General features: G+C 38.5%; 25 protein-coding genes. 8 read left to right on the top strand and 17 right to left on the bottom strand.

The features are described 5' to 3' along the window. Window positions 1–52: 52 nt before the first annotated feature. Both GTH24_RS19030 and yihI read right to left on the bottom strand, forming a co-directional pair. Window positions 53–1,498 carry a DUF4026 domain-containing protein gene (locus GTH24_RS19030; RefSeq protein WP_164526836.1) on the bottom strand — a complete coding sequence of 482 codons (1,446 nt, stop codon included), beginning with the start codon at window positions 1,496–1,498 and terminating at the stop codon, window positions 53–55. Window positions 1,499–1,733: 235 nt separating this feature from the next. Then, window positions 1,734–2,231: a Der GTPase-activating protein YihI gene (gene yihI / locus GTH24_RS19025; RefSeq protein WP_072068857.1), complete on the bottom strand. Its 498-nt coding sequence runs from the start codon at window positions 2,229–2,231 to the stop codon at window positions 1,734–1,736. Between the two features lie 188 nt (window positions 2,232–2,419). Here yihI and GTH24_RS19020 point away from each other — a divergent pair, with 188 nt between their 5' ends. After that, complete coding sequence (locus GTH24_RS19020; protein WP_072068856.1) at window positions 2,420–3,892, top strand: glycosyltransferase family 39 protein; 1,473 nt, start codon at window positions 2,420–2,422, stop codon at window positions 3,890–3,892. A gap of 2 nt (window positions 3,893–3,894) precedes the next feature. After that, window positions 3,895–4,443, top strand: a complete 549-nt coding sequence (locus tag GTH24_RS19015) for a GNAT family N-acetyltransferase (RefSeq protein WP_072068855.1) — start codon at window positions 3,895–3,897, stop codon at window positions 4,441–4,443. 49 nt (window positions 4,444–4,492) lie between these two features. On the opposite strand, the gene GTH24_RS19010 is transcribed toward GTH24_RS19015, so the two are convergent. The 4 genes from GTH24_RS19010 to yefM all read right to left on the bottom strand — a co-directional run bounded on the left by GTH24_RS19010 (window position 4,493) and on the right by yefM (window position 6,901). Continuing rightward, the gene (locus GTH24_RS19010; RefSeq protein WP_072068854.1) at window positions 4,493–4,804 is read right to left on the bottom strand and encodes a monooxygenase; all 312 of its coding nucleotides are present in this window, start codon (window positions 4,802–4,804) and stop codon (window positions 4,493–4,495) included. A 79-nt stretch (window positions 4,805–4,883) separates the two neighbouring features. Continuing rightward, a complete protein-coding gene (locus GTH24_RS19005) occupies window positions 4,884–6,242 on the bottom strand; it encodes an NCS2 family permease (RefSeq protein WP_072068853.1) in 1,359 nt (452 codons plus the stop codon). 156 nt (window positions 6,243–6,398) lie between these two features. Continuing rightward, window positions 6,399–6,653, bottom strand: a complete 255-nt coding sequence (locus tag GTH24_RS19000; RefSeq protein ID WP_072068852.1) for a Txe/YoeB family addiction module toxin — start codon at window positions 6,651–6,653, stop codon at window positions 6,399–6,401. Then, window positions 6,650–6,901, bottom strand: a complete 252-nt coding sequence (gene yefM / locus GTH24_RS18995; protein ID WP_072068851.1) for a YoeB-YefM toxin-antitoxin system antitoxin YefM — start codon at window positions 6,899–6,901, stop codon at window positions 6,650–6,652. The genes GTH24_RS19000 and yefM overlap by 4 nt, the downstream gene beginning before the upstream one ends. A 125-nt stretch (window positions 6,902–7,026) precedes the next feature. On the opposite strand from yefM, the gene GTH24_RS18990 reads away from it, so the two are divergent. Then, the gene (locus GTH24_RS18990; RefSeq protein ID WP_072068850.1) at window positions 7,027–7,431 is read left to right on the top strand and encodes a DUF1240 domain-containing protein; all 405 of its coding nucleotides are present in this window, start codon (window positions 7,027–7,029) and stop codon (window positions 7,429–7,431) included. 2 nt (window positions 7,432–7,433) lie between these two features. Then, window positions 7,434–7,838 carry a DUF1240 domain-containing protein gene (locus GTH24_RS18985; RefSeq protein WP_072068849.1) on the top strand — a complete coding sequence of 135 codons (405 nt, stop codon included), beginning with the start codon at window positions 7,434–7,436 and terminating at the stop codon, window positions 7,836–7,838. A 250-nt stretch (window positions 7,839–8,088) separates the two neighbouring features. Here the strand turns inward: GTH24_RS18985 and GTH24_RS18980 are convergent, their stop codons facing one another. From GTH24_RS18980 to greB, 11 genes are all read right to left on the bottom strand, one after another. Then, window positions 8,089–8,835 (bottom strand): amino acid ABC transporter permease, encoded by a 747-nt coding sequence (locus GTH24_RS18980; protein ID WP_164526835.1) that lies wholly within the window; start codon window positions 8,833–8,835, stop codon window positions 8,089–8,091. A gap of 1 nt (window position 8,836) precedes the next feature. Continuing rightward, the gene (locus GTH24_RS18975) at window positions 8,837–9,574 is read right to left on the bottom strand and encodes an amino acid ABC transporter permease (protein ID WP_072068847.1); all 738 of its coding nucleotides are present in this window, start codon (window positions 9,572–9,574) and stop codon (window positions 8,837–8,839) included. A gap of 107 nt (window positions 9,575–9,681) precedes the next feature. Continuing rightward, on the bottom strand, window positions 9,682–10,521 hold the full coding sequence (locus GTH24_RS18970) for an ABC transporter substrate-binding protein (RefSeq protein ID WP_072068846.1): 840 nt from the start codon (window positions 10,519–10,521) through the stop codon (window positions 9,682–9,684). A 215-nt stretch (window positions 10,522–10,736) separates the two neighbouring features. After that, window positions 10,737–11,471 carry a phosphate signaling complex protein PhoU gene (gene phoU / locus GTH24_RS18965; protein WP_072068845.1) on the bottom strand — a complete coding sequence of 245 codons (735 nt, stop codon included), beginning with the start codon at window positions 11,469–11,471 and terminating at the stop codon, window positions 10,737–10,739. Window positions 11,472–11,485: 14 nt separating this feature from the next. Continuing rightward, window positions 11,486–12,262, bottom strand: coding sequence for a phosphate ABC transporter ATP-binding protein PstB (gene pstB, locus GTH24_RS18960; RefSeq protein ID WP_006534565.1), 777 nt, complete (start codon window positions 12,260–12,262; stop codon window positions 11,486–11,488). 30 nt (window positions 12,263–12,292) lie between these two features. Continuing rightward, window positions 12,293–13,195, bottom strand: coding sequence for a phosphate ABC transporter permease PstA (pstA, locus tag GTH24_RS18955; protein WP_072068844.1), 903 nt, complete (start codon window positions 13,193–13,195; stop codon window positions 12,293–12,295). A 1-nt stretch (window position 13,196) separates the two neighbouring features. After that, window positions 13,197–14,156, bottom strand: a complete 960-nt coding sequence (gene pstC, locus GTH24_RS18950) for a phosphate ABC transporter permease PstC (RefSeq protein WP_072068843.1) — start codon at window positions 14,154–14,156, stop codon at window positions 13,197–13,199. An 81-nt stretch (window positions 14,157–14,237) separates the two neighbouring features. Continuing rightward, window positions 14,238–15,278, bottom strand: a complete 1,041-nt coding sequence (gene pstS, locus GTH24_RS18945) for a phosphate ABC transporter substrate-binding protein PstS (RefSeq protein WP_072068842.1) — start codon at window positions 15,276–15,278, stop codon at window positions 14,238–14,240. Between the two features lie 209 nt (window positions 15,279–15,487). After that, a complete protein-coding gene (envZ, locus tag GTH24_RS18940; RefSeq protein WP_072068841.1) occupies window positions 15,488–16,828 on the bottom strand; it encodes a two-component system sensor histidine kinase EnvZ in 1,341 nt (446 codons plus the stop codon). Then, a complete protein-coding gene (gene ompR, locus GTH24_RS18935) occupies window positions 16,825–17,547 on the bottom strand; it encodes an osmolarity response regulator transcription factor OmpR (protein ID WP_036933800.1) in 723 nt (240 codons plus the stop codon). Before ompR ends, envZ begins: the two co-directional genes overlap by 4 nt. Window positions 17,548–17,697: 150 nt before the next feature. After that, window positions 17,698–18,177 carry a transcription elongation factor GreB gene (greB, locus tag GTH24_RS18930; RefSeq protein ID WP_006534574.1) on the bottom strand — a complete coding sequence of 160 codons (480 nt, stop codon included), beginning with the start codon at window positions 18,175–18,177 and terminating at the stop codon, window positions 17,698–17,700. A 180-nt stretch (window positions 18,178–18,357) separates the two neighbouring features. Here greB and GTH24_RS18925 point away from each other — a divergent pair, with 180 nt between their 5' ends. From GTH24_RS18925 to GTH24_RS18910, 4 genes are all read left to right on the top strand, one after another. After that, window positions 18,358–20,694, top strand: coding sequence for a Tex family protein (locus GTH24_RS18925; RefSeq protein ID WP_164526834.1), 2,337 nt, complete (start codon window positions 18,358–18,360; stop codon window positions 20,692–20,694). Between the two features lie 469 nt (window positions 20,695–21,163). Next, entirely contained in the window at window positions 21,164–21,838 is a 675-nt protein-coding gene (locus tag GTH24_RS18920; protein WP_072068839.1) for a CsgG/HfaB family protein, read from the top strand. An 18-nt stretch (window positions 21,839–21,856) separates the two neighbouring features. Next, the gene (locus tag GTH24_RS18915; RefSeq protein ID WP_371032846.1) at window positions 21,857–22,216 is read left to right on the top strand and encodes a DUF4810 domain-containing protein; all 360 of its coding nucleotides are present in this window, start codon (window positions 21,857–21,859) and stop codon (window positions 22,214–22,216) included. Beyond that, entirely contained in the window at window positions 22,213–22,869 is a 657-nt protein-coding gene (locus GTH24_RS18910; protein ID WP_072068837.1) for a DUF799 domain-containing protein, read from the top strand. The genes GTH24_RS18915 and GTH24_RS18910 overlap by 4 nt, the downstream gene beginning before the upstream one ends. Window positions 22,870–23,658 lie beyond the last annotated feature (789 nt).

The raw sequence follows: 23,658 nt of genomic DNA, 5'->3' as shown, positions 1-23,658 counted from the left end.
CTCATTATTATTAAATAAGAAACCCGCATTAGATTATGAGATCGTTAGCTAATTAGTGAGTCTGCTGGTGGCTAAAAAGTTGGTAAATATTGTTAGGGGTATAACTATTATCTTCGAATGAAACGACCCAATCTGTTATTAAATCTATATTGATAGGATAGATTTCACCTTCTTGCATCTCTTCAACATAAAATGGCACGTTGAGTAATTTGGCATAAACGATGTCGCCATCACGAGACTGTGGCACAAACCACATATGTTCAAGCTCTTTTTCTTCCTCTTCACCATAAGGAATACCGAATTTGATCATAAACTGCCACGGGTTTTCAGCCTCTTCGGGTTTGTCTTTACCTAATAATTTGGAGAGAAAACCACTTTTTTTCTCAATAGATGGTTGATTGTAGTTATCAAACATAGAAACGAAGTATTCCCAGCGTCGCTTGGCTTTTTCAGACATCTCATAGGTTTCTTCATTGCTACGCAGTAGCATCATTGCTTGTTGCTCTTCATAACCTTTAAAGAAGGTCTCTAAAACAGGATTTTCTTCATTGGTTCTAAATAGCATAGAGGAAGGATGTTGATGATATTCGTCACGATCGGCTAAATCACCCAAGAAAACACCATTGGGTGCGCCTTCAGTGTCATAACGCATCTCTTCTAAAGGTCTAAGGTTTTCGAGAGGTGTTGATTGATTGATATGGCGGATACCTTCTTCAAAAGGTAAGGCAACAAGATACTCTAAACCTGTTGATGTTTGTCCACAAAGCATTGGTTCTCCAAATTCGATTTGGCGATGATTAATACTGTTGTTAACAAAGCAGCGGAAGAGATCAGGAATACCATAGTAAGATTCAAGCATACTTGGAATAACTAAATCGACTTCTGTTAAGCCACAGCGTGCGAGCCCATGAGTATGGAACCAAAACATTGTTGGTGGATCGTTTTCTGTATCATAGACTGCATGAATAACATATAAGCTTTCTACTTCAGGATAGAGATCGGGGGTCTTTAATTGAAAGCGGATCCACTCTGGTGTTAAGGCTTTACCTGCCGCTGATTCATCTAATGCCAAAACCATTTCAGGGGCAATAATATTTAGAAAATTCAGTTGATGACGGTAACTTGCTAAGGGATGTAACGCCTCGGTAAAGAGCGTTTCTAATAATAAATCTTGAGTAGTGGCATTTGCGTGCGCTAATAACTGCGGGGTAAGTTCATCTGTCGAATACATTGGGCGTATTTCATAATCTTCATCTCGAGGATAAAGACAGACAAAAAAATGCAATTCATTATCGCCATGTTGGCAACGATAGAAAAAACCATCATCAATATTTTCACTCAGATAATTGATTTCACCATCCGTATAGTCCGTCTGCTCTTCTAGGCGTTGCTCAATAAGTGCATAGTTTAGTGGCTGTGCAGGAAAAGCCACTATACGAGAGGGCACTTTTTCTCCTTGCCCAGCTGCGATATCTAAGTACTGCTGTCTGTTATCCATATTTCTTATCACTCGTATATTAAAGATAGAAAAATAGAATATCAGGGATGATAAGAGAGGAATAGGTGGAGTTATCTGAGCTTGATAGGTTTGTTTATGTCATCACAAGAAAAGGGTGTTTTCAAACATAAATCAAATGTAAAAAAAACGGAAAATATATAAAATTAATGGATATCAATAGCTTACTGATATCCATTAGATGTAAGGTAATCAAAGCAAATTTTTAGCCTTTTGATTATTTACCTTTTAGTAATTGCATGATGTCTTCAGTTTTTTCTTCATCGTCATCATCTTCAAACTCAATACCGAGTTCAACCATTAATTCGTCAATACGATCAAGGGTTTTTTCAGTATAAGCCTGCTCTTCAGCGTTAAGTTTTTCACCATTTTCAAGGCGAGACAGTAATTCGTCTAAACGAGTATCGTTTTCTAACAAGTCTAATTCTTGTTCAGGTGTTAAACGAACCGGTTCTGCTTTGACGGGCGCAGGTTTTTTCTTCGCCACTTTAGGTGTATCACCCACAATCAGAGGGATTGGTTTTTTACTACCAATACGTGGATCTTTCGGTACTGTATTTTTAGTTTGGTTTTTATTTTCCATTTCCTGCTGACGGTTACCAGCAGGATTGCCACGGTGTTTCTTTTGACGTTTGCGTTCACGTCCTTCCGCGTTCAGCTCTTCACGTGTTTTTTTACGTGTTTTTGCTGCGGGCTTTCTTTTAATCATATTCATAATGGTAACTCGGTAGTGATCTTCTTGGTTGCGCAATCTATCAGAAACAAATTTTCAATAAAAGCGCAAATTTAAGACAATTTAATTTTTGCTCACGTACAATGTGCGGTTCATTTCACTATACTTTACTGTGTTGTGACATCTTTTAATGACCAAATTAAATTTATCAACTTAACTTTCTATTTATTATGACATTATCATCTGCGCAATTGCGTAAACCGGTATATTGGTGGGTTATTGGCTATGCGACACTGTGGATCTTAGTCAGCTATCTTTTTGACCCTACGGTGCCTTATGATGCCGTAGAAGCAGTCAATTGGGGTACCAATGGTGGTTGGGGTTCCCCTAAAAATCCTTGGTTTGTTGGCTTTATAATGTCACCTGCTATTTATGGCGGTGTCGATTTTAGCTTTTATTGGTATTTTATCCACTTTATTGTGATTGCTATTGGATTATTAGGTGTCTGGAATTTAGCTTATAAATTGACTCGTAACGCTAATCTTGCATGGTTTGCCATGTTAGGGCTTAATTTATCTGGCATTATTAACTTCGATATTATCCCTTATAACGATAACTATATTCTAGTCGGTTGCTGGGCTTGGGCTTTTTATTTTTTCCTCTGCGCAATCAATGACAATCAAAAATATTGGATTGGCTTTGCTATTGTTATGGGTATTGCCACAATGGGGAAATACTCATCACTAGCCTTTATGGGTTCTGTCTTTTTATTAAGCCTATTTGTACCTAAAGTGCGGGTGAGCTATCGATCGCCTTATTTTTATGTGGCGATTGCGATTTGGCTTGCTTTTGTTATCCCTAATTTTATTTGGTTATGGCAAACCGATTTTGCCGCGTTTAAATGGGTTGATTCTCAAATAGAGAGCCGTTTTAATTTGCGTACGACGCGTGCTGCGCTGACGGTTTTTTATCCTGTTATCTTGATGTGGGTTATATTACGTCTTTATGGTGGCCGTGTAAGTTGGTCTGCATCTCCAGATAGCCAATTACTGAATTTTATTTTGTTATTTCCATTAGTGATTATTTTTACTTGGTTTAGTTTTCATGAAGGGGGGCGTATCAGCGAGTGGTTACAACCCTTTATGTCGATTGCGACTGCACTTTTTGTGGGCTCAATTAGTGTAATGCCTAAACGTTCATTACGTGGTGCACTGTATGGTTTAGGTGTTTTTGGTATGTTGGTTGTTTCTGGTTATACCGTCGTACAAGCCGCTAATGTGCGTAATGCGGGTCAAAAATTTATTGGTGTAAAAACCTTTGTGCAAGATGTTGAACAAGCTTGGTATCAGCATTATCACACGCCACTTGCGTATGTGGGCGGCGAGTATATGCATGAATGGGTGACTTTTTATGGCAAAGATAGACCATTATCTTCACAGCCGTGGATATTAGAAAAAAATGTACAACCGCCTAATATCTATAATCGCCATATTACGCTTCAACAATTAGAAGAGAAAGGCGTCGTGTTGATCAGCGAAGTGGGCTATTACTGTGAAAAAGCACATTTTGATGAAGGATTAAAGCACTGGCCGAGTTTAAAAATAGCCGATACTCAAGAGATAATGTTCCGTTCTGAGCCAAATGCTATTGCAGAGCCGGTTTGTATTGCATTCGTGGCTCCAAACACTCATAAGGAAAAGTAGAAATGCGTTACGCTGATATTCAGGTTGAAACATCAAGGTTGATTTTGCGTCCCTTTGAAATGGGAGACGCTGAAAATTGGTTTAATATTATGAGTTCACCTGAAGTCACTCGCTACTGGAGCCATCTTCCTTGGCAATTACTGCAAGAAGCGCAAGAAGATATCATCCAAGATATTACCCATATGGAAAGAAAAGAGTATCTGCGCTTAGCGGTAATAGACAAAGAGACAAATGCATTAATGGGAATGTGTGTTTTCTTTAATCATTACCCTAAGTCACAACGAGGCGAAATAGGATATTGCCTTGATACGCCATATCAAGGGAAAGGGATCATGAAGGAAGCTATGGTCGCATTTATCACGTACCTCCAAACACATTTATCTGTTCGTCGTTTAGAAGCGGATATTCATCCGAATAATAAAGCATCAGCTGCTTTATTAGCTAAATTAGGTTTTGAACAGGAAGGCTATCTTAAACAGCGTTGGATAGTGGGTGATGAGATTTCTGATTCCATTATCTTTGGTTTGTTGTTGCCTACGAAAGTAGAGTAATTGCAGAAAATAGAAAAGCACAAGTGGTATATAACACTTGTGCTTTTCGCTACTTAGCCAAAAAAGAGGCTTGATTTTTTAAACTTAAAGCTTGGTTTATTGAAAAAATATCACCACGTACTTCTGGAATACCAAAAGATTTTAATCGGGCGCTGTGTTTCTCTAGATAAGCTTGAGCATTTTCTTTTGAATCAAAGAGATAAATCCCACCTGCTTTTTGTGTGTCTTTATTTTCAGTCCAAATTTTCCAAATAAAGCCAGGCTCTTGGTTGATTGATGCAGATAATGCATCCATAGCTTGTGTCATTTCATTATCGAAAGGACCATGATAAGGGAAATCTACTTGTAAAAGTACGTGCATAATCACCTCTTTTCTTATAAAAAACGGCACGTTATTGGTGCCGTTTGTCTGTATCATGATGTTCTTAATTTATTGAATATTAGAATAAAGAATTCAAATCAATAACATGAGTATCAATCAGTAATATTTTTAAAATAAACATTAATGAAACAATCACAACACACAGATTAATTTCTTTCCAGCGGAAAGTCCCTATCTTCATAACACAATAAGCAATAAAGCCTAGTGCGATACCTTCTGTAATTGAGAAGCTAAATGGCATCATGACTGCGGTGATAAAAGCTGGAACGGATTCAGTTAAATCATCCCATTTCACCCGCGTAAGGCTGGATGTCATTAATACACCCACATAAATTAGTGCGCCTGCTGTTGCATAGCTTGGCACCATGCCTGCCAGTGGAGATAAGAAGATAGCAAGTAAGAAAAGAATACCCACAACAACCGCAGTTAAGCCTGTACGACCACCGACAGAAACACCAGAAGTACTTTCGATGAAGGCGGTTACAGACGATGTACCCATTGCAGAGCCTGCAACAGAACTTAAGCTATCGACGTATAACGCTTGTTTCATACGTGGGAATTTACCTTTGTCATCGGTTAAACCTGCTTTATCTGTCACACCAATTAATGTGCCTGAAGAGTCAAATAGGTTTACTAACATAAAGGCAAAAATCACACCAGAAAGGCCGATATCTAAGGCACCCATAATATCTACTTTACCAACAACAGTGGTGATAGAAGGAGGAAGAGAGAAAATACCTTGGTAGGTGACATCGCCTAATAATAGGCCAATTACTGTGGTGATAACGATAGAGATAAGAATAGCTGCGTGAATATTACGTGCGGCAAGAATGGCGATAATAAAAAAGCCTAATGCACCTAATAACACGTTATGAGAGGCAAAGTTACCAATAGTGACGATGGTATCGTTGTTAGGAATAATAATACCAGAGTTTTTTAATCCCATCATGGCGATAAAAAGGCCGATACCGCTCGTAATACCCACACGTAAACTTAGCGGAATATGCGCTATTATCCAGTAACGAATACGAAAAAGAGTCAGTAAAAATAGACCTACAGCACCCCAGAAAATCGCACCCATAGCGACTTCCCATGAATATCCCATTGCGCCAACAACCACAAAGGCAAAGAAGGCGTTTAGGCCCATAGCTGGTGCAACAGCAATAGGTAAATTTGCCACTAATCCCATTAAAATACTGCCGAAAGCCGCAATTAAGCAGGTCGTCACGAAGACGGCTTTGATATCCATATTGGCAGCAGCGAGAATTTGAGGGTTAACGAAGATAATATAAACCATCGTTAAAAACGTCGTGATACCCGCAATTAGTTCGGTGCGAGCGGTTGTGCCGTGTTCTTGTAGCTTAAACACACGTTGGAGCAAACCCTGTGAACCAGAATTTGGTGATGACATGCTCATAGACAAAAGATCCCAAAAAAAATGTTTTTCGCTTTATCCTACACAAATAAAACAATAACTGCACCTAAAAAAGTAATCGATTGCGTAGAAGGAAAATCTAAAGCTTAAAAATACTTTGAGATCCTTTAAGAGTGAAAAAGGATAAATGTAAGGAGGCTAATAGTGGTATCGACATGATGCAATTTCTATAGCGGGATCAGTAATACGGTAGATAAGGCGATGTTCATCAGTGATCCGTCTTGACCAAAAACCTGCTAAATTATGTTTCAAGGGCTCTGGTTTACCTATTCCGCTAAACGGTGTTCTTTTAATATCTTTTATGAGTTCGTTAATGCGTTTAATTATTCTCTTGTCCATTTGTTGCCAATAAAGATAATCACTCCATGATTGTTCAGAAAAAATTAATTTCATTCCGTTATATCCTTTTCTATACCTTTACCTTGGTTCAGTTCATCAATTGAATCGAGCAAATGGCGCGCATTCGCTGGAGATCGTAACAGATAAGCTGTCTCTTCTAGTGCTTGGTATTCATCAAGAGATAAAAGAACACATGGAATACCCTTTTGTCTTGTGATCATGATGGGTACTCTATCATCAATTGTTTCATTCATAATTGAAGTTAAGTTTTGTCTTGCTTCTGTATAATTTATCGTTTTCATCTTATTATCCAGTGAGTTGTATCTATTTTGATTGAATTATACACAATTTAGTGATTTAAGTACAGAAGTAAGTACTTAATGAGATGTGCGGAGATTTTTTTAGGAATAGAATAAGGAAATAGGGAATGTCTGATAATAATATAATAAAGATAATCTATGTAGTTTCAGTTTTTTTGTTCGTTGTTTTCTCAATGGAGTTATTTATTTCAATAGAAAGTTATATTCATTATTTTTCTCTCGCTGAAAAAATTAGTACCTCATTCAGAACATCTGTTTTTTTATTTACGGTACCTGCTGTTTTCTATCTTCTCTATTTATTGGTTTTTCCACCATCCAAAAAGAGGACAATAAAAGGAAGTAAAAAAATAATGTTCTCTTTTCTCTTATTTTTTATTTTTGGTGTGTTTTTTAGCTTTTTCTTTTCTTACTATGTTGAAAGAGATCTACTTTCTAAAGGTTATTTTATTTGTGAAAAAAACACTTTTGCAGAATCTAATCTCTATGTTAAATCATTAAATAGGTGTCATTAATTATGGATATTGAAACTAAAGATAAAATATATTTAATTTCATTTATTATGATCCCTCTCTTTCTCATTTGTATTTTTTTATCATTAGAGGATTATGTTGATTATTTCTTTTTAGCAGAGAAAATAAATTTTTCTTTTGTCACAGCAAGTATGCCTTTTTTATCGCCTTTTACTTATTATCTATTTTACATATTACTGATGTCCGCTATAAAAGACCAAGTAATCAAAATTAATAGCAAACTTGCGATAGTCACAGTGTTGATCTTCATTTTTGGTATTTTATTTGGCATATTTTTTAATCTCTATGTAAGATATGATCTTGTCTCCCAAGGATATTTTGTTTGTAAAAAAGGGCCCTCTTCTAAATCAAATGTTTACGTGGTGTCACCAAAACTTTGTCGTTATTAGCCTAAACTTTCTTAGTGAAACCTTTTTATCTATTTCTCCGAATAACTTCTATTTCATCAGATCTATTGAATTATTGTAAAAATAATTAAATTGAGCTATGCCATATTTAACGGAATAAGTTACAGTAAAACGGTTTTAATAGCTTGGTTTTGTTAGCAAAATTATAACCTAAACCAAACTCATAAAAGTTTAAACCACTTCCCACCAGAGTCATATCGTAAACAGCCAGAAAGCCCTAATTTAATTAGTCTTAGTTAATAGGGAGTGGATATTTTCGTTTAAATGGCAACACTATTTGCCAAAAGGGGCGTTTCTCTTTTTGTGTTGAGAATAATTTAGCCACTCTATTTGCAATAATTTCCAATGAAAAACAGAGAACAAAATAGATAAACGCAACGAACAGAAAGACTTCCATTGGATAAACCATGCTACGGTTATTAACTTGTGTCGCTAAGAATGAAAGTTCACCTACACCCACCACATAAGCTAATGAAGTATCTTTAATTAAGGCTATCCACTGATTAATAAATGAAGGCACCATCATTCGTAATGCTTGAGGCAATACGATATGCCATAGTACTTGCCAGCGATTAAAACCTAACGATAATCCTGCTTGCCATTGGCCTCTTCCTATTGCCAAAATGCCGGCTTTAACGCCATGCGCAATATAAGACGATGTAATTAAAGCTAATGCACAAACTACTGTGGTGATTTCAGGTATTTCCATCCCCAGTACAACGGGTAATAAAAAATAGACCCAAAATATCAACATAATGACGGGAATAGCGCGGAAAAAACCTAAAAAAGCCGAGAAAAGGTTAACCCAGGCACCTCTAAGCATCGCCAGAGCAATCCCACCCAAGGTACCTAAAATAATGGATGCAATACCAGCAATGATACTGATAAAGACGGTCAGCGCTGCACCTTCTAAAGGTCCGTCAGGATAAGCACCAAAGAGTAAGTACTGCCAGTTATCAGCAATAACAGTAAAGTCCATATTAATACCCTTGTGCTAATTTACGTTGCTGATGCCATTGTCCCCAAGCCTCCATTAAGGCTATTGCCGCAATATAGAGAATGGTTGCGACACCAAAGGCTTCAAAGGTCCGTAAGGATTCGGTTTCGACTTGTCTTGATGCGTAAGAAAGCTCTGCAACACCAATAGCCATAGTCAGTGATGAGTTTTTTATCACATTCATGTATTGACCCAGTAAAGGAGGCAGAGCAATACGGAAGGCTTGAGGTAAAATCACATAACGCATAGATTGCCACTGTGTTAAGCCTAGTGCTAAAGAGGCATATTTTTGCCCTTGTTTAACACCTTGAATACCAGCTCTTAGCTCTTCGGCAATAAATGGCGTTGAGTAAAATGTCAGACCCACAATGCCAGCTAAAAATTCAAAAGAAGGCCAAGAAAGTGTTACGCCTAAGAATGTAATTTCATGAGGCGAGTTTAACCACATCATGGCGCTTTGTGGCAGAATTTCTCCAGATGCAAAATACCAAAAGAATAATTGTACTAACAGTGGAGTATTACGAAATAACGATGTGTAAGCCGAGGCTAACCAGCGTAATGGTGCAAAAGTACTATCTCTTGCAGCACTAAGGGCAAAGCTCATTAATGTTGCAATGACAATAGTCCAAAAAGAGATAAGCAAAGTAATTAGGAATCCCTTCCAGAGCCAGCTTAAATAGTGTGGCTCAAGAAGGTAATGTGATAGAAATTGCTCAAACATATAATAGGCCTATTGTAGACACCAAACCCCGCAAAGGCGGGGTAGGTGTTTTAATAAAGAAATAACTTTGCTATTGATGAAAGAAAATAGTTATTACTCTTTAAAGATTAAGATTGTGGTGCTTGCTCGGATAATGGCGCAAATTTAAAGTCACCACGAGGCTGAGCTGATTTTGTTTCAGGGCCGAACCAACGGTTATAGATCTCGTCTGCTTTGCCTTCTTTTTCTAGTCTTAATAGCGTGTTATTAATTTCATTAATTAAACGCTCTTCGCCTTTAGCGGCGGCCACAGCTTGGTATTCACGTGTAATGCTAAAAGATGACACTTCAAAATCTGCTTTTATAGCATCAGGAAGGTTGGCTAATAAGCCGACTAATTTTGCATCATCTTGTGTGATAGCTTGTACATTGCCGTTACGTAACGCAGCGAAGGCTAGAGGGGTATCGTCATAAGAGATAACTTTGGTATCAGGATAACGCTCACGTAGTGTGATTTCTTGAACAGTACCTTTATCTGCACCAATTCGCAGTGAGTGAATTTGTTCAGGATTAGTTAAAACCCCTTTACGTGCAATAAATTTTTGTCCAGTTGCAAAGTAAGGAACAGAGAAGTCTACTTGCTTAGCGCGTTCATCGGTAATGGTGAAGTTTGCTGCAATTAAATCGACTTTTTTAGAGCTTAACAGTGGAATGCGGTTTGCTGGGTTTGTTGGACGTAGCTCCAGTTTTACGCCTAAATCTTTGGCGATTTCATTGGCGATATCCGCATCATAACCGGCAAGTTTTTTGGTTTGAGGATCAATAAACCCAAAAGGAGGATTGCTGTCAAAAATCGCGATACGTACAACACCCGCTTTTTTTATATCATCTAATTTATCGGCTTTTGCAATACCAGAGAAAAGGACAGAACCTGCAATTAACACCGTTGCCAAAACACGTAGTTTCATTATTCACCCCAAAGAAAAGAATTATCATCGTTATGTTGGATATCACGCTATCAAGTTGATCTAAGTTCATAAAATAATAAAAATTGATATGGATATGCTTTTAAGGAATAAGATGAGAAAAAGTGTTGAGCAAGTACGGCAATTAAATTTATGAGGGAATAAAAAACAGCGACATAATTGTCGCTGTTTGTAAGAGAAGAAAAGAAGAGAGAAATTTATTTAGTGGTATTGTCACCATCGCTTTTTGTTAGCATTTTTTCTACTTGGTCGCCACCTAAGTGACGGAAATCATGGCCTTTGACGTAATAGAAAATAAACTCACAAATATTCTGACAACGGTCGCCAATGCGTTCAATAGAACGCGCACAAAATAAGGCGGTTAACACACTAGGAATGGTGCGAGGATCTTCCATCATATAAGTCATTAATTGACGGACGATACCCTCGTATTCGTTATCAATCTTAGCGTCTTCACGATAGATGCGTACTGCTTCATCTAAATCCATGCGCGCAAACGCATCAAGAACATCATGAAGCATTTGTATTGCATGTTGACCTAAAGATTCTAAACTGACTAATAATGGCTGATGCTGGTGTGAAAACTTTTCAAGTGCTGTTTTACAGATTTTTTCAGCAACATCACCAATACGTTCTAGCTCAGCGATCGTTTTTGATATCGCCATAATTAAACGTAAGTCACTTGCTGTTGGCTGGCGTTTAGCAATAATTCGCATACACGCATCATCAATGGCGACTTCCATCATATTGACGTTATGATCACCTTGAATAACTTCATTTGCCAGTGCTTGGTCTTGATTGTGCATCGCTGTAATGGCTTTTTTCAGTTGCTCTTCAACAAGCCCACCCATAACCATCAGCTCAGTACGGATATGCTCTAACTCAGCATTAAATTGACCAGAAATATGCTTATTGTGATTTAAATTATCCATTTATTGCCTCGTTATCAGCCATAACGCCCAGTGATGTAATCTTCAGTTTGTTTTTTCGCAGGACGCGTAAATAACGTATCCGTATCGCTAAATTCAATTAACTCGCCTAAATACATAAATGCAGTGTAATCAGAACAACGAGCTGCTTGTTGCATGTTATGTGTCACGATAACCACGGTATATTCTGATTTAAGTTCGCTGATAAGTTCTTCAATACGACCTGTTGAGATTGGATCAAGTGCTGAACAAGGCTCATCAAGCAATAATACTTCAGGGCGAATAGCGATACCGCGTGCAATACATAAACGCTGTTGCTGACCGCCTGACAAACTATATCCACTCTGATGTAATTTATCTTTGGTTTCGTTCCATAATGCAGCCTTTGTCAAAGCCCACTGAACACGTTCGTCCATATCAGCGCGAGATAACTTTTCGAATAAGCGTACACCAAAAGCGATATTGTCATAAATTGACATCGGGAATGGGGTTGGCTTTTGGAACACCATACCAACCTTGGCTCGTAATAATGCGATATCTTGCTTATCCGTCAAGATGTTGTTGCCATCTAGCAGAATTTCGCCTTCTGCACGTTGTTCGCCATAAAGCTCATACATTTTATTAAAAGTACGCAGTAAGGTGGATTTACCACAACCAGAAGGTCCGATAAAGGCGGTCACCTTATTTTTGGCAATATCTAAAGAGATATTTTTCAGCGCATGAAATTTACCGTAATAGAAGTTCAAGTCACGAACTTGGATTTTATTTCCTGCGTTATCATTAGCCATAATCATTCAACGTTCTCTCTTGCTTAACTTTCTGCGTTAGCCGTGCTTGCGTTTAGCAAACAGCACGCGCGCGATAATATTGATAAATAGAACACAGAGGGTGATAAGTAATACGCCAGCCCAGGCAAGTTCTTGCCACTGTGCAAAAGGACTCATGGCGAACTTAAAGATAGTCACAGGTAAGTTAGCTATCGGTTCGTTTAAGTCTGTGCTCCAGAATTGGTTGGATAGTGAAGTAAATAACAGTGGTGCAGTTTCACCTGCAATACGTGCAATCGCTAATAACACACCTGTAATAATGCCTGATACTGAGGCTTTTAAGGTGATTTTAGAGATCATCTTCCACTTTGGTGTTCCTAATGCATAAGCAGCTTCGCGTAAGCTATCAGGGACTAACTTCAACATATTTTCAGTGGTACGAATAACGATAGGAATTTGCAGTAAAGCAAGTGCAATAATACCTGCCCATCCTGAAAAGTGCTGCATTTGTGCGACCACAATGGTGTAGACAAAGAGTCCGACAACGATGGAAGGTGCTGACAGCAAAATATCGTTAATAAAGCGAGTGGTTTCAGCAAGCCATGAGCGACGGCCATATTCCGCAAGATAAATTCCTGCAAGAATACCTAATGGTGTTCCAATTACAGTGGCCCAAAAGATGAGCAATCCACTACCGACAATGGCATTCGCCAATCCACCACCATCAGTATTTGGTGGCGGTGTCATTTCGGTGAAAAGCGCAAGGGACATACCATCAACGCCTTTTGTGATTGTTGAGAATAAAATCCACGTTAACCAGAAAAGACCAAATGCCATAGTAGAGACAGATAAAAACAGTGCGATACGGTTTTTTTGACGACGCCAAAGTTGGCGTTTATGGCGCACTCGTAGTTCGCTCTCGGTTTGAACTTGTAATGAAGAAGAGGATGTTTTAGACATATTAACGCGCTCCTTCATTCTTAGATAAACGTAATGTCATAAACTTAGAAATCGCAAGTACGATAAAGGTAATGACAAACAGAATAAGCCCTAATTCCATTAATGCTGCAGTATGTAATCCCGTCTCTGCTTCGGCAAACTCATTGGCTAATGCCGACGTGATACTGTTACCTGGCATAAACAGCGAGGCAGAATCTAATTGGTAGGTATTACCGATGATAAAGGTCACCGCCATGGTTTCACCTAAGGCACGGCCTAATCCCAACATAACGCCACCGATGACACCGTTACGGGTATAAGGCAGAACGATATTCCAAATTACTTCCCATGTCGTACAGCCAATGCCGTAGGCTGATTCCTTCATCATGACAGGTGTCTGTTCAAACACATCACGCATCACAGAGGCGATATAAGGAATGATCATGATAGCGAGGATAACCCCCGCAGCTAAGATACCAATACCAAAAGCTGGGCCTGAGAAAAGCTCACCAACAATAGGAATGGATGAAAGCACATTACCGACAGGTTCTTGGAAATAGGTTGCAAACAGTGGTGCAAAGACAAAGAGTCCCCACATACCATAAACAATACTTGGGATAGCCGCGAGTAACTCAATCGCAATACCTAATGGACGTTTTAGCCAATTAGGCGCTAACTCAGTGAGGAAAAGGGCAATACCAAAGCTGACAGGAACAGCAATAATCAGTGCGATGATTGACGTTACAATGGTACCGTAAATAGGCACTAATGCACCAAACTCTTGTGCCGGTGGATCCCACTCTTTTGTCCATAAGAATGAAAGACCAAACTGCTGAATACTTGGCCATGAGGCAAAAATCAGCGAAACAATGATACCTGTTAAAAGCAAAAGCGTAATTAACGCAGCTAGACGGACTAGTGCGCTGAAAATAACGTCCCCTCGTTTACTAGGGGCCTTTATTACCGTTGTGTGCTCGGCCATAAAGCCTCTTTTAATTTATTACCCCCTGTTAGCATAGCAGGGGGTGAACGTTAACTTATCTCTTAATGGTTGCCGGTTTTATTAGTAAATCGGTTTACCATTACTGTCTTTAATACTTGTTTTCCATGCAGCACGAATTTGTTCTACAACTTCTGCAGGCAATACTGCGTAATCTAGGTTTTTCGCTTCTTGATTACCTTTGTCGTAAGCCCAGTTGAAGAAATTCAGCACTTCTTTACCTTTTTCTGCATTTTGTTGTTTTTGATGCACTAAGATAAAGGTGGTTGAAGTAATCGGCCATGCGTTTTCACCTTTCTGGTTAGTCAGGTCTTGTGCAAAGCTTTTGCTCCAATCAATTTTTCTTGCTGCGGCACTAAAGCTGTCTGCTGTTGGTGCAATTGCTTCGCCATCAGCTGTGACTAATTTAGTATAAGCAAGATTGTTTTGTTTCGCGTAAGCATATTCAACATAACCGATTGAACCTGGTACACGTTGAACGAATGCAGCAATACCATCATTTCCTTTACCACCTAAGCCTGTTGGCCATTTAACGGTAGAGCCAGCGCCGACTTCATCTTTCCATGCATTACTTACTTTTGATAAGTAGCTAGTGAAAACGAAAGAGGTTCCTGAACCATCAGCACGGCGAATAACCGCGATATTCTGGTCTGGTAATTTTACACCTGGATTGAGTTTGGTGATGGCAGGATCGTTCCATTTTTGGATCTTGCCTAAATAGATATTACCGATAGTGTCGCCATCTAAGGTCAGCTCACCTGATTTGATACCAGGAATATTGACTGCCATAACAACACCACCAATCACAGTTGGGAATTGAAATAAACCGTCAGCTTGTAATTTGTCATCTGCTAATGGCGCATCAGAAGCACCAAAATCAACAGTATTTGCAATAATCTGTTTAACACCACCAGAGGAGCCAATGCCTTGGTAGTTAATTTTGTTACCCGTTTCTTTCTGATAGGAATCTGCCCATTTAGCATAAACTGGGGCAGGGAACGTTGCGCCAGCACCAGTCAGCGAGGTCGTTGCCTGCGCAGAAAGAGCGGTCATTGAAAACGCAGCGGCAATGACACTAGTCAGGGTGGTACGCATCAGTTTCATAATCCCTCCTGTGGGATAGGTAGAATAATTTTCGACATCTATCAACTTCGGTTACGGTACGCACAGACAATAGGTCAGTTAGATGACAATTAAATGTCTTAATTGTGACAGTTTTATGACAAAGTAAAAAAATGATGAAATATTTAGTGGGAGAAGAAAATACAAAGCAGAAGTAGCGGAATAAAAAAGGGCTTTATCAGAAAGAAAAATTAATCATCCTCATCATCACGCTCTTTTAATGGAAAATTAGCACGGATAAGTAATCCGCCTTTAATGCTATCATCAAGTTCAACATAACCGCCGTGAGCATCCATAATACGGCGAATAATGGATAACCCTAAACCAGCACCTGTTGAGCTACGTGCTTGTTCACCTTGAACAAAAGGTTGGAAAAGACGTTGTCGGTCTTCTTGTGGAATACCGGGGCCGTCATCTTCGACTTGAAACCATGCATATTCTTCATTTTTTCCACTTGAAACACTTATCCAGCCATGGCCATAGCGAGTCGCATTTACAATCATATTGGCAAGTGCTCGTTTTACAGCGATAGGATTAGCCGTAATATTAATGGATTCAGGATGAAGATGATCTTCACTTATTTTGCCTGAGTTAGATTCAGCCGAAATGACTTCTTGTAATAGATTATTCATATCGCACAGTTCTAAAGACATCTCTTTACCTGTACGCATATAGTCTAGAAACTGGCCAATAATGGCATCGCAATCTTCAATATCTTTATTGATAGAGTCAGCAAGATAGCTATCTTCCGGGCTCATCATTTCAGTAGCAAGGCGAATACGAGTAAGTGGTGTACGCAAGTCATGACTGACACCTGCCATAACGAGTGTTCTATCATTATCTAATGAACGAATGCCCGATGACATCTGATTAAATGCGCGAATGATTGATCGCATTTCAGAGGAGCCAGATTCAGGAATAGGCGGTGGAATAACCCCTTTGCCGATACGACGTGCTGCATATTCTACTTCATTGAGTGGGCGATTTTGAAAACGGTTATAGAGCCAAAAAAAAGCGACAACGATAATAATAAAAATAATTGCTTGCCGATAAACCGGCAGTACGAAATTTTGCCCTAATTCAGTGAGTGGAACGCGTATCCAAAGAGAGGGGGAAATATGTGTATTGACCCATAAAACAGGGTATTCCAGCGTGTTTTCAATCCAAATTTCAGTTTCTCCACCCAGATATTCAGACATCTGTTCACTTAAATCGTCATCGATTTTAGCCCAATAAAGTCCTTCCTCGAGAGCGGCCTCTTTATCAAAAAAAGAGATGCCTAATTCGCTATAGATTTTATTGCGCAAAGCTGGGGAGATTTTGAGTGGAGTGCCATCAACTAAAATAAGTTCTTCTGGCATTAATGTGCGTATTTCATACGCTAAAACTTTATTAAATTGCTGAAGGCTTGGCCCAACAATAAGGTGCTGCACAACGATATAACTGGCTATCAAACTAAAAAAAAGTAGCGAGATAACCAGAAATAACGAACGTGTCAGTTTATTGTGGGGGGAAAGCCTCAGCCTTCTCATTGAGCACTGGTTCCATCAGGAACAAAGACGTAACCAAGCCCCCAAACTGTTTGAATATAGCGAGGATGTGTTGGGTCCTCTTCAATCATTCGGCGTAAACGAGAAATTTGAACGTCAATTGAACGTTCCATAGCACTGTATTCGCGGCCACGAGCAAGGCTCATTAGTTTGTCACGAGAAAGTGGCTCACGAGGGTGAGATACCAGTACTTTCAATACAGCAAATTCACCACTAGTCAGAGGCATATGCTCTTCTTCGTGGAACATTTCGCGTGTACCAAGGTTTAGCTTGAATTTACCAAAAGAAATAATGGCATTATCTTGTGAAGGAGCACCCGGTAATTCGTTCGCTTGACGGCGAAGTACTGCGCGAATGCGAGCCAGTAATTCTCTTGGATTAAATGGTTTTGAGATGTAATCATCAGCACCAATTTCAAGCCCAACAATTCTATCAACCTCTTCCCCTTTTGCTGTAACCATAATAATAGGAATAGGGTTGTTTTGGCTTCTTAAGCGACGGCAAATGGATAAGCCATCTTCGCCTGGAAGCATTAAGTCGAGTACGATAAGGTGGATAGATTCGCGAGTGAGCAGACGATCCATTTGATCAGCGTTTGCAGCAGTACGGATTTGAAAACCCTGCTCTGTCAAATAGCGCTCTAGTAGTGAACGTAGACGTAAATCATCATCCACGATTAGCACTTTATAACTTTCTTGCATTTTTTAAGCTCCCGAAGTGCAAATGCTTTTTGTTAGCGAATTCTATCATCGTTAAGAATATTAAACCAAAACCAAAGAATAAATGTTAATAATTTACAGATAAAACTTGTTCTTTGGTGATAGTAAAGGTAATAAATCTATTTATTTGTCTTATTCCGAATGATATTTGATAGATAATACGCAGTAATTAACTTCACCACCTGGTGTTTGCACACTAATTTCATCATCAACTTGTTTACCAATGAGTGCTCGGGCAACAGGAGAATCTATAGAAATCCACTGTTTTGCTGGATCAAACTCATCAGGCCCCACAAGTCTGAAAGTTTTGACATTTTCGTCATCATCTTCAAGCGTGACCCAAGCACCAAAATAAACTTTTCCTTCTTGGCGAGGATCGGGATCAACAATTTTTAGCTCATCAAGACGTTTTGATAAAAAGCGAACACGTCTGTCAATTTCACGTAATCGCTTCTTTCCATAAATATATTCAGCATTTTCTGAACGGTCACCTTGTGCCGCTGCTTCTGAAACTGATTGTGTGACACGAGGGCGTTCTTCTTTCCAAAGATATTTTAGCTCTTTGTCTAAGGCATACCAGCCATCACGAGTAATATAGTTACTTTTTGCCATTACGAATTAAAACTATCATCAACATTGAATTTCATAAAGATACTATAGCGTGAATGATAAATTAATCTGTTATTTTCCTCATAATTGTCGAGTCTAATCGGAAATTTGCCAAATTTTTTTAGTGTGGCGTGTGTATAATAGCCCTCTTTAAAATTATTCCTCTCGGTAGGTAAATATATTATGAATGAATCATTAAGCCGAATTATTGCAGAAGAGCTCAAGGTTAAGCCTCAGCAAGTCCTTTCGGCCATAACGTTACTGGATGAAGGGAATACGGTGCCATTTGTTGCCCGTTACCGTAAAGAGGTCACTGGTGGGTTAGATGATACGCAACTACGTCAGTTAGAAACTCGCCTTAGTTATTTACGAGAACTCAATGATCGTCGCCAAACCATTTTAAAATCAATTGAAGAACAAGGAAAATTAACACCTGAGTTACGTTCTTCAATTAATGAAACGCAAAGTAAAACAGAGCTTGAAGATCTTTATCTTCCTTATAAGCCTAAACGCCGTACTCGTGGACAAATTGCTATTGAAAATGGGTTAGAGCCCTTAGCAGATTTGTTGTGGAATGAGCCACAAAATAACCCAGAAGATGCAGCGACCGCTTATATCAACGCAGAAAAAGGTGTGAATGATACTAAAGCAGCTTTAGATGGCGCGCGTTATATTTTAATGGAGCGTTTTTCAGAAGATGCTGGGTTATTGGCGAAAGTTCGACAATATTTATGGAAAAATGCGCACCTTGTTTCAAAAGTTGTGGAAGGAAAAGAAGTCGAAGGAGCGAAGTTTAGTGATTATTTTGACAGTCATGAACCTATTGCCAATGTTCCCTCTCATCGTGCGTTAGCCATGTTTCGTGGCCGTAACGAAGGTATTTTACAATTATCGCTTAATCCTGATCCACAATTTGAAGAAGCACCTAAAGAAAGCTATGGTGAACAACTGATCACAGAGCATTTAGGATTACGCTTAAATAATCAACCGGCAGATAGCTGGCGTAAAGCGGTTGTAAGCTGGACTTGGCGTATTAAAGTTTTAATGCATATTGAAACAGAATTGATGAGCCAATTACGAGAAAAAGCAGAAGAAGAAGCTATTAATGTTTTTGCTCGAAATCTAAATGATTTACTGATGGCAGCACCTGCGGGTATGCGAGCCACTATGGGACTTGATCCTGGTTTACGTACTGGTGTGAAAGTTGCTGTTGTAGATAGCACTGGTAAGTTAATTGCAACTGATACGATTTATCCACATACAGGCCAAGCTGATAAAGCGGCTGCGAGTGTCGCGGCGTTATGTATTAAGCATAATGTTGAGCTGGTGGCGATTGGCAATGGTACTGCTTCTCGTGAAACCGAACGTTTTTTTGCTGAAACTGTAAAACGTTACCCAGACGTCAAAGCACAAAAGGTCATTGTGAGCGAGGCAGGAGCGTCCGTATATTCTGCATCAGAGCTTGCTGCTAATGAGTTTCCTGATTTAGACGTGTCTATTCGTGGTGCGGTATCTATTGCTCGCCGTTTACAAGATCCGTTGGCTGAACTTGTAAAAATTGATCCTAAATCCATTGGTGTTGGCCAATATCAGCATGATGTTAGCCAAACATTATTAGCTAGAAAACTTGATACTGTTGTTGAAGACTGTGTGAATGGTGTTGGTGTGGATTTAAATACCGCGTCAGTACCATTATTAACGCGAGTTGCAGGGCTTAGCCAATCTATCGCTCAAAATATTATTAATTGGCGTGATGAGAACGGTCGCTTTATTGATAGAAAACAGTTACTCAAAGTCGCCCGTTTAGGGCCAAAAGCCTTTGAGCAATGCGCAGGTTTTTTGCGTATTCGTGATGGTGAAAATCCGCTGGATGCGTCAACAGTTCACCCAGAAGCGTATCCAGTTGTTGAAAATATCCTGCAATCTACGCAACAAAAGATTGGCGATTTAATGGGAAATAGCGCTTTGATCTCACAGGTTGATGCAAGAGCGTTTATCACAGAGAAATTTGGTCTACCAACAGTTAATGACATCTTAAAAGAGTTAGCTAAACCAGGGCGAGACCCTCGTCCAGAGTTTAAAACTGCGACTTTTGCTGAAGGTGTGGAAACAATGAATGACTTAGTTAGTGGCATGATCCTTGAAGGAACCGTGACTAATGTGACTAATTTTGGTGCATTTGTTGATATCGGTGTACACCAAGATGGTTTGGTTCATATCTCCTCTTTAGCTGACCGATTTATTGAAGATCCACATACTGTGGTAAAAACAGGTGATATTGTTAAAGTCAAAGTTCTTGAAGTTGACTTGGCTCGTAAACGTATTGCATTAACTATGCGTTTAGATGAGGTTGCTGGTGATAGTGAAAATAGACAATCATCACCAAGTAATAATCACCCTAGAAATAATAAAGGGCAGAAGCCAGCTCGTAATAACCGCCAATCAACAAATAGTGGTAATAATGCGGGAAATAGTGCAATGGGTGACGCGTTAGCCGCTGCATTTGGAAAAAAACGCTAATAACACATTTAGGGTTATAGTGTTAATGAGCAAGGAGCTCTAACGTTGTTGAATGTGGTGTTATGGATATTGATGACACCACATTTTTTATTTTGCCTTATTCAAGCTGTTTTGTAATAACAAAATATTGATAAAGAAGAGTGCAGATTAAATTTACTCTCATTTATTCTTCATTTTTAATCGGTTTGGTTTTAATCTGACTTAAGCGATATTAAATAAAGTATCCTCTATTTCATCTCTATATTTATTTATTATGATTTTTATCATCCATTTTCTATTTTCCCCATCGCTGATTACCTTTATATTATAAATATGAGTTGATCGCCTTATAACCTTATTACTAATAAGGTTTTCAAGTGAGCTTCTATGAGCTAAAACTGAGAAATCATTGCTTCTGTTTATATCAACTCTATTTTAATTAATAGAATGAATATCTGTAGGTTTATTTCACCTTTATTAGGTTATTAATATGAATTTAAATAAATTATCGCTTGGCTTGATTTTAATTTCTGCAACATTACTTGCAGGGTGTGCTTCAGAGTCTTCTCGCTCTTTAGATGTTGCTAAAGTCGCAACCTATAACACGACTTATACTGGGACAAAAAGCGCTATTTCAATTGGTAAGTTTGATAACCGTTCTAGTTATATGAATGGAATATTCTCTGATGGTGTTGATAGATTAGGAAATCAATCAAAAACCATTTTAATGACCCATTTACAACAGACCGGGCGTTTTAACGTGTTAGATCGCGCCAATATGTCTGAGTTAAAAGAAGAGGCGGGTATTAAAGGCCAAAGTCAGCAATTAAAAGGTGCAACCTATGTTATTACGGGTGATGTCACTGAATTTGGTCGTAAAGAAGTGGGTGATCGTCAATTATTCGGTATTTTAGGTCGCGGTAAAACCCAAGTTGCTTATGCCAAAGTGAATTTAAACGTTGTGAATGTAAACACATCAGAAGTGGTGTTTTCATCTCAAGGTGCGGGTGAATATGAGCTTTCTAACCGTGAAATCATCGGGTTTGGTGGAACAGCAAGCTATGACTCAACACTTAATGGCAAAGTGCTTGATCTCGCTATTCGTGAAGCAGTTAATAATTTAGTAGCTGGTATTGAGAGCAATGCTTGGCAACCTTCGAAATAATGCTCATTTTATAAGGATATAACAATGTTAAAATCATTAATGAGCCTTGCTTTTGGTACGCTATTATTGACAGGGTGCGCAAGTGGCCCTAAACCGCTTTATAACTGGGATAGCTATCAACAAGTGGTTTATCAACATTATCAACAAAGTGAAAGTGACCCCCAAGCACAGATTGATGCATTAAAGAAAAGTATTGAACTTTCTCGTGCTAAATCATTGGGTATTCCACCGGGATTACATGCGCACTTAGGAATGTTATATGGTGCAACAGGCGCATTAGATTTAGCGATGGCTGAATTTAACGAGGAAAAAGCACTTTACCCTGAATCAGCAGAATTCATGGATCGCCTGATGAAAAACAAAGGAATGCAAAAATGAGTCGTTTATTTGCTTTAATGTGTTTTGCGTTTGCGTTGGTATTAACGGGCTGTGCTCAACCTGTCAAAACAGATTACACCGCCTTTAAACAAAGTAAGCCAAAAAGTATTTTAGTTTTAGTACCACAAAACCACACGACAGAAGTTGGTGCGGGGCATAGTTTCTTATCTCAAGTGACGTATCCTTTGGCAGAGGCGGGCTATTATGTTTTCCCGGTTGCAGTCGTTGAAGAGACATTTAAGCAAAATGGTCTATCAATGGCTGGAGATATTCACGCAGTAAGTCCGAATAAATTGCGTGAAATCTTTGGTGCTGATGCGGTTTTATACTTAGATATCACTGAATTTGGCACGTCATACCAAGTTATTTCCAGTGATACACGAGTCACTGTTAGCGCTAAGCTTGTTGATCTCCGTAATGGCGGTGTGTTGTGGAGCAGTTCTGCAACAGCATCAAGCACAGAGACAGAAAGTTCATCAAGTAGCTTAGTGGGAATGTTGGTGTCTGCTGTTGTGAATCAAATCGTTAATACCGTTTCAGATAAGAGTTACCAAATTGCAGGAATAACCAGTGTGCGGTTACTGTCTGCAGGTAAAGCAAATGGTATTTTATACGGACCTCGCTCCCCTAATTATGGTAAAGAAGCAGAATGATTTAATGCTATAAATTAACCATAATAAAGAAAAAGGCTCTGTTTTATGTGATCACAATAAACAGAGCCTTTCTATTTTTTATTATCAAATAATAATAATTCTTATTAGCTATTAAAGGAATGCAGGTATTTTAATCAAAGAAATTAGATTAATAACAAAGAAAATAAATAGAGGGTTATTTTTATTGAAAAGAGAAACCATCCTTGGTTGCTAGTCCGTTTCCTTCCATGGTTAATAATCCATAATTCGGGTATATAAAAGAGACTGATAAAATAAGAGAATAGTCAATTAGAATAACATAAGGTCTGGGGGATGCTATCTTTCCTTGTAATATAGCGACCTTTATTCTTTAAATGACTCTCAAATTTAAATCAAAACACGACTGAGTTGGATATTAATCAATGTTTTGTTCTAGGGTATGTAATATTATAATTTAGGTAAAGATATAATTATAATTATTATTATAATCATCGAATTACGAGAGAATAAAAAAATAATAAAATTAATATAACGAGATATTTAATTAATTTAAATCGTATTTTGAGTAATATATCGTTTTAAACTCTGGGTAAAAGTTGATAAGCGTTATTTTAAAATAATAAACTTTAACTAACATCTTGAATAAACTTAATTTATTTACTCATATCTTTAATGAGTAAGACTATTTTCGTGTAATGTGATTTATATCACATCTTGTGTTCGAGCAGGATAGCCTATCATTAAGAAGATAAGGGGATTTATACGATACCTTTTTTGATCATATTCAGTTCTCGATTTATTGGTTACACT

Origin of the sequence: Proteus vulgaris, assembly GCF_011045815.1 — a bacterium.
GTDB classification, from domain to species: domain Bacteria; phylum Pseudomonadota; class Gammaproteobacteria; order Enterobacterales; family Enterobacteriaceae; genus Proteus; species Proteus vulgaris_B.
The sequence above is the reverse complement of the archived record's forward strand: the minus strand, read 5'-3'. Positions and strand labels throughout refer to the sequence as shown.

What these genes read in the sequence shown, in the direction of transcription:
- GTH24_RS19005 (WP_072068853.1), bottom strand. Translation starts at nt 6,242, where the DNA reads ATGAGCATGTCATCACCAAATTCTGGTTCACAGGGTTTGCTCCAACGT.
- envZ (WP_072068841.1), bottom strand. Translation starts at nt 16,828, where the DNA reads ATGAGAAGGCTGAGGCTTTCCCCCCACAATAAACTGACACGTTCGTTA.
- GTH24_RS18925 (WP_164526834.1), top strand. Translation starts at nt 18,358, where the DNA reads ATGAATGAATCATTAAGCCGAATTATTGCAGAAGAGCTCAAGGTTAAG.
- phoU (WP_072068845.1), bottom strand. Translation starts at nt 11,471, where the DNA reads ATGGATAATTTAAATCACAATAAGCATATTTCTGGTCAATTTAATGCT.
- GTH24_RS18970 (WP_072068846.1), bottom strand. Translation starts at nt 10,521, where the DNA reads ATGAAACTACGTGTTTTGGCAACGGTGTTAATTGCAGGTTCTGTCCTT.
- pstB (WP_006534565.1), bottom strand. Translation starts at nt 12,262, where the DNA reads ATGATTATGGCTAATGATAACGCAGGAAATAAAATCCAAGTTCGTGAC.
- yihI (WP_072068857.1), bottom strand. Translation starts at nt 2,231, where the DNA reads ATGAATATGATTAAAAGAAAGCCCGCAGCAAAAACACGTAAAAAAACA.
- GTH24_RS18980 (WP_164526835.1), bottom strand. Translation starts at nt 8,835, where the DNA reads ATGGACTTTACTGTTATTGCTGATAACTGGCAGTACTTACTCTTTGGT.
- GTH24_RS19010 (WP_072068854.1), bottom strand. Translation starts at nt 4,804, where the DNA reads ATGCACGTACTTTTACAAGTAGATTTCCCTTATCATGGTCCTTTCGAT.
- GTH24_RS18985 (WP_072068849.1), top strand. Translation starts at nt 7,434, where the DNA reads ATGGATATTGAAACTAAAGATAAAATATATTTAATTTCATTTATTATG.
- GTH24_RS19015 (WP_072068855.1), top strand. Translation starts at nt 3,895, where the DNA reads ATGCGTTACGCTGATATTCAGGTTGAAACATCAAGGTTGATTTTGCGT.
- GTH24_RS19000 (WP_072068852.1), bottom strand. Translation starts at nt 6,653, where the DNA reads ATGAAATTAATTTTTTCTGAACAATCATGGAGTGATTATCTTTATTGG.
- pstA (WP_072068844.1), bottom strand. Translation starts at nt 13,195, where the DNA reads ATGTCTAAAACATCCTCTTCTTCATTACAAGTTCAAACCGAGAGCGAA.
- greB (WP_006534574.1), bottom strand. Translation starts at nt 18,177, where the DNA reads ATGGCAAAAAGTAACTATATTACTCGTGATGGCTGGTATGCCTTAGAC.
- yefM (WP_072068851.1), bottom strand. Translation starts at nt 6,901, where the DNA reads ATGAAAACGATAAATTATACAGAAGCAAGACAAAACTTAACTTCAATT.
- GTH24_RS18990 (WP_072068850.1), top strand. Translation starts at nt 7,027, where the DNA reads ATGTCTGATAATAATATAATAAAGATAATCTATGTAGTTTCAGTTTTT.
- GTH24_RS18975 (WP_072068847.1), bottom strand. Translation starts at nt 9,574, where the DNA reads ATGTTTGAGCAATTTCTATCACATTACCTTCTTGAGCCACACTATTTA.
- GTH24_RS18910 (WP_072068837.1), top strand. Translation starts at nt 22,213, where the DNA reads ATGAGTCGTTTATTTGCTTTAATGTGTTTTGCGTTTGCGTTGGTATTA.
- GTH24_RS19030 (WP_164526836.1), bottom strand. Translation starts at nt 1,498, where the DNA reads ATGGATAACAGACAGCAGTACTTAGATATCGCAGCTGGGCAAGGAGAA.
- pstS (WP_072068842.1), bottom strand. Translation starts at nt 15,278, where the DNA reads ATGAAACTGATGCGTACCACCCTGACTAGTGTCATTGCCGCTGCGTTT.
- GTH24_RS18920 (WP_072068839.1), top strand. Translation starts at nt 21,164, where the DNA reads ATGAATTTAAATAAATTATCGCTTGGCTTGATTTTAATTTCTGCAACA.
- ompR (WP_036933800.1), bottom strand. Translation starts at nt 17,547, where the DNA reads ATGCAAGAAAGTTATAAAGTGCTAATCGTGGATGATGATTTACGTCTA.
- pstC (WP_072068843.1), bottom strand. Translation starts at nt 14,156, where the DNA reads ATGGCCGAGCACACAACGGTAATAAAGGCCCCTAGTAAACGAGGGGAC.
- GTH24_RS19020 (WP_072068856.1), top strand. Translation starts at nt 2,420, where the DNA reads ATGACATTATCATCTGCGCAATTGCGTAAACCGGTATATTGGTGGGTT.